The 4,683-nt window shown below is 74.7% G+C and carries 5 protein-coding genes; 1 reads left to right on the top strand and 4 read right to left on the bottom strand.

The window, feature by feature from the left end:
* Positions 1-21: 21 nt before the first annotated feature.
* The 4 genes from HYE82_RS34160 to HYE82_RS34175 all read right to left on the bottom strand — a co-directional run bounded on the left by HYE82_RS34160 (position 22) and on the right by HYE82_RS34175 (position 3,946).
* Positions 22-1,341, bottom strand: coding sequence for a pyridoxal-phosphate dependent enzyme (locus tag HYE82_RS34160; protein WP_179178108.1), 1,320 nt, complete (start codon positions 1,339-1,341; stop codon positions 22-24).
* A 5-nt stretch (positions 1,342-1,346) separates the two neighbouring features.
* On the bottom strand, positions 1,347-2,846 hold the full coding sequence (locus tag HYE82_RS34165) for a Y4yA family PLP-dependent enzyme (protein WP_179178109.1): 1,500 nt from the start codon (positions 2,844-2,846) through the stop codon (positions 1,347-1,349).
* Positions 2,847-2,989: 143 nt separating this feature from the next.
* Positions 2,990-3,562 carry a GNAT family N-acetyltransferase gene (locus HYE82_RS34170; protein ID WP_179178110.1) on the bottom strand — a complete coding sequence of 191 codons (573 nt, stop codon included), beginning with the start codon at positions 3,560-3,562 and terminating at the stop codon, positions 2,990-2,992.
* 24 nt (positions 3,563-3,586) lie between these two features.
* Positions 3,587-3,946, bottom strand: coding sequence for a metalloregulator ArsR/SmtB family transcription factor (locus tag HYE82_RS34175; protein ID WP_179178111.1), 360 nt, complete (start codon positions 3,944-3,946; stop codon positions 3,587-3,589).
* A 123-nt stretch (positions 3,947-4,069) separates the two neighbouring features.
* Here HYE82_RS34175 and HYE82_RS34180 point away from each other — a divergent pair.
* Positions 4,070-4,683: MFS transporter (locus HYE82_RS34180; protein ID WP_179178112.1), on the top strand; the 614-nt coding region annotated here is incomplete at its 3' end.

Below are 4,683 nucleotides of genomic sequence, written 5' to 3' on the forward strand. Positions count from 1 at the left end.
GGGGGGTCGGCGGGGCGGCCATCAGTCGCGCACCAGCGGGGCGCCCGCGTCCCGCCAGGCGATGATGCCGCCCGCGAGGCTGCGCACGTCCGGATGCCCCATCCGGGTCAGCAGGGCCGCGTACCGCTGCGACTGCTCGCCGACCGGGCAGGCCAGCAGCACCGGCCGACTCGTGCTGAACGGCAGTCCGCCCCGCACGAGCTCCGCGAACAGCTCGTCCACGATGTTGACCGAGCCGTCGATGTGCAGCGCCCCGTACGCGAACGGTCCGCGCAGGTCGACCACCAGAGGCTGCCCCGACTCGACCCACTTGCGGGCCTCGGTCACGTCCATCGCGCGTACGGCAGCCAGTTCGGCCTCGGTGACGGTGGCGGCGGAGTTGCGCACGGCGGGCCGGCCCAGCAGCTCGGGCCGACGCTGCCGGACGTAGCCCAGATAGCTCTCGGCCCGGTCGCAGACGATGAACACGGCCGTCCGGCGCTCGGTCAGCCCGGCATCGAGGGCCTTCAGGTGGCGGACCGCGCCGTGGTAGGCGGCCCCGCCGGTCGGGCCGGACAGCAGCCCGCAACGGCGCAGCAGGACCAGCATCCCGTCGAGGGCCTCGTCCGCGCTCACCGCCTCGATCGCGTCGTAGGCGGCCGGGTCGAACAGGCCCACCTCCTGCACCTCGTCGGCGGTGCGGATGCCGGGGATGAAGTCCGACTTGGCGCCGACGAGCCCGACCACGCGCACGGCCGGGTCGTGCGCGCGCAGTGCACGGGCGACGCCGGTGGAGGAGCCGGCGGTGCCGACGCAGGCGATGAACCAGTCGGGGGCGCGGCCCTCCAGGTCGGCGATGATCTCCGGGCCGGTGCCCTGCGCGTGCGCCTGCGCGTTCAGCGGGTTGAAGTACTGGTCCGTGTGGAGGTGGGCGCTCCCGGGGACGCTGAGCTGCTGGTGGAAGAGGGTCAGCGGGTCGGCGGTGTCCGTCGGGTCCAGGCACTCGCTCTGCCCGGGCAGCTCCTCGATCTCCGCGCCCAGCAGGAGCAGCAGGTCCTTGATCTCCGGGACCCGCATGCGGTTGGTGACGCTCTTGAACCGCAGCCCGTGCAGGCCCGCGATCAGGGCCAGGGCCTTGGCGGTGTTGCCGCTGGACAGCTCTACCACCGTCTCGTCGCCGGCCGCGGCACCGGCCAGGCGTTCGCGGACCATGTTCCAGGCGGGCCGGTCCTTGAGCGAGCCGAAGGGGTTGAGCATCTCCAGCTTGGCGTAGAGATCGATGTTCCGCAGTCCGTGCACGTCCGGATCGATGCGCACCAGCGGGGTGTTGCCGATGGCGTCGGTGATGCTGTCGTACCTCATGTGCCTCATCCCCCCGTTTCCGTGACCGGCCAGTACTGCTCGTCGAGGCACCAGCGCCAGGCTCCGCCCTCCTCTCCGGCGTCGGCCGCGGTGCCGCCCCCGGCGGCTCTGACGGCCACCTTGCGGGCCACGGGCTGGCGTTGGGCCCGGGTGGCGGTGAAGTCCATGCAGTACCCCGCCGTGTTGGGGAAGGCCAGCAGGTCGCCCGGCCGGGGCAGGCGGGGCAGGAAGACGGTCCGGCGGGTGATCAGGTCGGCCTCCAGGCAGAGGCTGCCCATCAGGTGCACGCCGACGGCGCCGGCGGCCGGGTCGACCGATGCCGCGCCGCCTTCGCGGGGGACGAGGACCGGGTCCACGAGCACGCCGTGCTCTTCCAGGCCCACGTCGTCGGCGTTCAGCGCGAGCCGCACCCGCGGCGGGCCCCCGGCGTCGTCGCGGACCTCCATGACCCGGCCGAGGGTCAGCCCGCACTGGTCCACGAGGGCGCGGCCCGGTTCGGCGTACAGGTCGCACAGGCTCTCCAGCAGCAGCGTGCCCAGCGGGCGCCCCAGCCCGGGCGCCGGCCGGGAGAGCAGCTCGTCGAGGTAGGCGGCCCCGGCGGCCGGCCGGTACGCGGGGTACAGGGCGGGCGCGCCCCTGAGGACGCCGTTCTCCACGCGCAGGCCGTATCCGTGGCCGCCCCAGGCCAGTGGGCCGCGGCGGCCGAGCACGGCTTCGGTGAGGGCGGTCGTCCAGCGCTCCCACTGGCCGGCGTGCGCGAGGTAGCTGATGCCGAAGCCGCCGCCGACATCGATGGCCCGCGGCTGGAAGCCCCGCAGGCGCAGCTCGTCGACGGCCCGCAGGCAGCCCTCCAGGGCGACGGCCTTCTCGTCCGCACTGGTGGTGTCCAGGTGGTAGCCGACGCCGACGGGCTCCAGGGCGTCCCGGAGGGTGTCGAGCAGGTCGAGCAGCCGGGCCAGGTTCCGTTCGGGGGTGCCGAAGCGGGTGGGCCGGGACAGGGTGCGGGGCCCGGCCGCACCGAACTCCGACAGGCGCAGCACGACGCGCAGCCGGGGCAGGCCGCGGGTGCGCACCAGCCGGGCGGCCTCGGCGAGCTCGCCCGGCCCGTCGGCGTTCACGACGGCCCCGCAGCGGGCGGCGAGCCACAGGAAGGCGGGGTCCTTCGGCCCGGTCGCCATGACGCGGTCGCCGGTGAAGCCCGCGCCGAGGGCGTGCTGGAGCTCCTCCACGGAGGCGGCGTCCAGCCCGGCGCCGGTGGCTGCCGCATGGCGGACCAGGGCGCTGGATCCGGTGGCCTTGTGGGCGAACCAGATCCGGCCGGGCAGCCGGTGCCGGCGCAGGACCGCGGCGAACGCCTCCGCGTTGCGCTCGAACTCGTCGGGCAGGACCACGTTCAGGGGCGACCCCAGCGCGTCCACGAGGCCGTGCAGGAACGGGCCGGAACGCAGCAGGGCCGCAGGGCCCGAAGTGAGCCGCGGTTCCAGGTACAAAGGGGCGTCGCTCATCCCGGCCGTCCCTCCCCGACGACGCATGCGGACCCGCATCCGCGATCACTCGTACGGCTCCGCCCATCATCGCTCCCCGCCTGCCGCAGCTGAAGGGGGCGTGGGAGCATGCGGGGGCGGTTGGCCGGATCGGTACGGCCGTTTCAGAGGGTGAGGCTCATCAGGACGTCGTCCCGGTCGTCCCCGGGCGCCACACGCAGCGCACCCGGCCACCGGCCCACCTCCGCCCAGCCCAGCCGGCGGTAGAACTCCTCCAGCCCGCACCCGGAGCGGGCGCTGAGCTGCAGCCGTTCCAGGCCGAGCTCGTCGCGGGCGATGCCGGCCACGCCGGTCATCAGGGCGCTGCCGATGCCGCGGCCGCGCAGCCCGGGGAGGGTCTGAAGGTGGTTGACCACCCCGCAGTGGGCCACCAGCGGGTGCGGGTCATGGCGCAGAACCAGCCAGCCGGACAGGGTTCCGCCGGTTCCGCCGTCGACGGCGAGGAGGATCCGGCACCGCACCGGATCGAGTGCGCGGACGAGCCGGTCCACGGCGGGCGCGACATCGGCCGCGGACACGGGCGGCATCGGCAGCTCGGGGGCGATCACCGCGCCGCCCGCGTTGACCACGGCCGTCCAGCAGTCCGCCAGCTGCCGGGCGGTGGCGGGCGGCACCCCCGCCGGGGTCGTCAGCTGCACCAGCTCGGGCACCACGGGCACCACACCTCGGGACGGCATGGCACCAGCCTCGCACGGAGGCCGTCAGTCGTGGGGTGCCTCTCCGCTCACCCGGTGGTCGGCGTGGCTCAGCGCCTCCAGGACCAGGCGGCGCAGATGGCCGTCGCGGAGCCGGTAGTGCACGTGGCGCCCCTCCCTGCGGGACTCCACCAGCCGGGCCAGCCGCAGCTTGGCCAGGTGCTGGCTGACCGCGGTGCGCGAGGCGGCGCACTGCTCGGCGAGGGTGCCGACGTCGGACTCGTCCTGGGCGAGCAGCCACAGCAGGTGCAGGCGCGTGGGGTCGGAGAGCAGCGCGAAGACCGATGCCGCCTCGGCCAGCCGGGCGCCGTCGGGGGCGCGCAGGTGCGAGGCGGTCGCAGGTGGCAGGGAATCGCTCAGGGCCATGGGAACAGCGTATGGCCGGGCGTGCGGGCCGCGGCCGGGGCGTGCGGGCGGCACATCCTCATGTGCGCATTCGTGCACATGAGGATACGGTGGGGGTGACCCTGCCGAGCGGAAGGCCGCCGCATGCTGTCCGTCCTGCGCAACCGCACCTACCGGCACCTGTTCGCAGCCCAGGCCGTCGCCCTGACCGGCACCGGCCTGGCCACCGTCGCCCTCGGCCTGCTCGCCTACGACATCGCGGGTCCCCGGGCCGGATCGGTCCTCGGCACCGCGCTGGCGATCAAAATGGTGGCGTACGTCGCCATCGCGCCCGCCGTCGGCGCCTTCGCCCACCGGCTGCCCCGCCGCACCCTCCTGATCGGCGCCGACCTGGGCCGCGCCGCGGTCGCCCTGTCCCTGCCGTTCGTCGACCGGGTCTGGCAGGTCTACGTCCTGATCTTCGTGCTGCAGGCCGCCTCCGCCGCGTTCACCCCGGCCTTCCAGGCCGTGATCCCCGACGTGCTGCCCGAGGAGCGCGACTACACCCGGGCGCTGTCCCTGTCCCGGCTGGCCTACGACCTGGAGAGCCTGTTCAGTCCGGCCCTGGCTGCCGCCCTGCTCGCCGTCACCGGCTACGACCGGCTCTTCCTCGGCACCGCCGCCGGCTTCCTCGGCTCGGCCGCCCTGATCTTCGTGCTGCAGGCCGCCTCCGCCGCGTTCACCCCGGCCTTCCAGGCCGTGATCCCCGACGTGCTGCC

The organism is Streptomyces sp. BR123, from assembly GCF_013401435.1.
GTDB lineage: Bacteria > Actinomycetota > Actinomycetes > Streptomycetales > Streptomycetaceae > Streptomyces.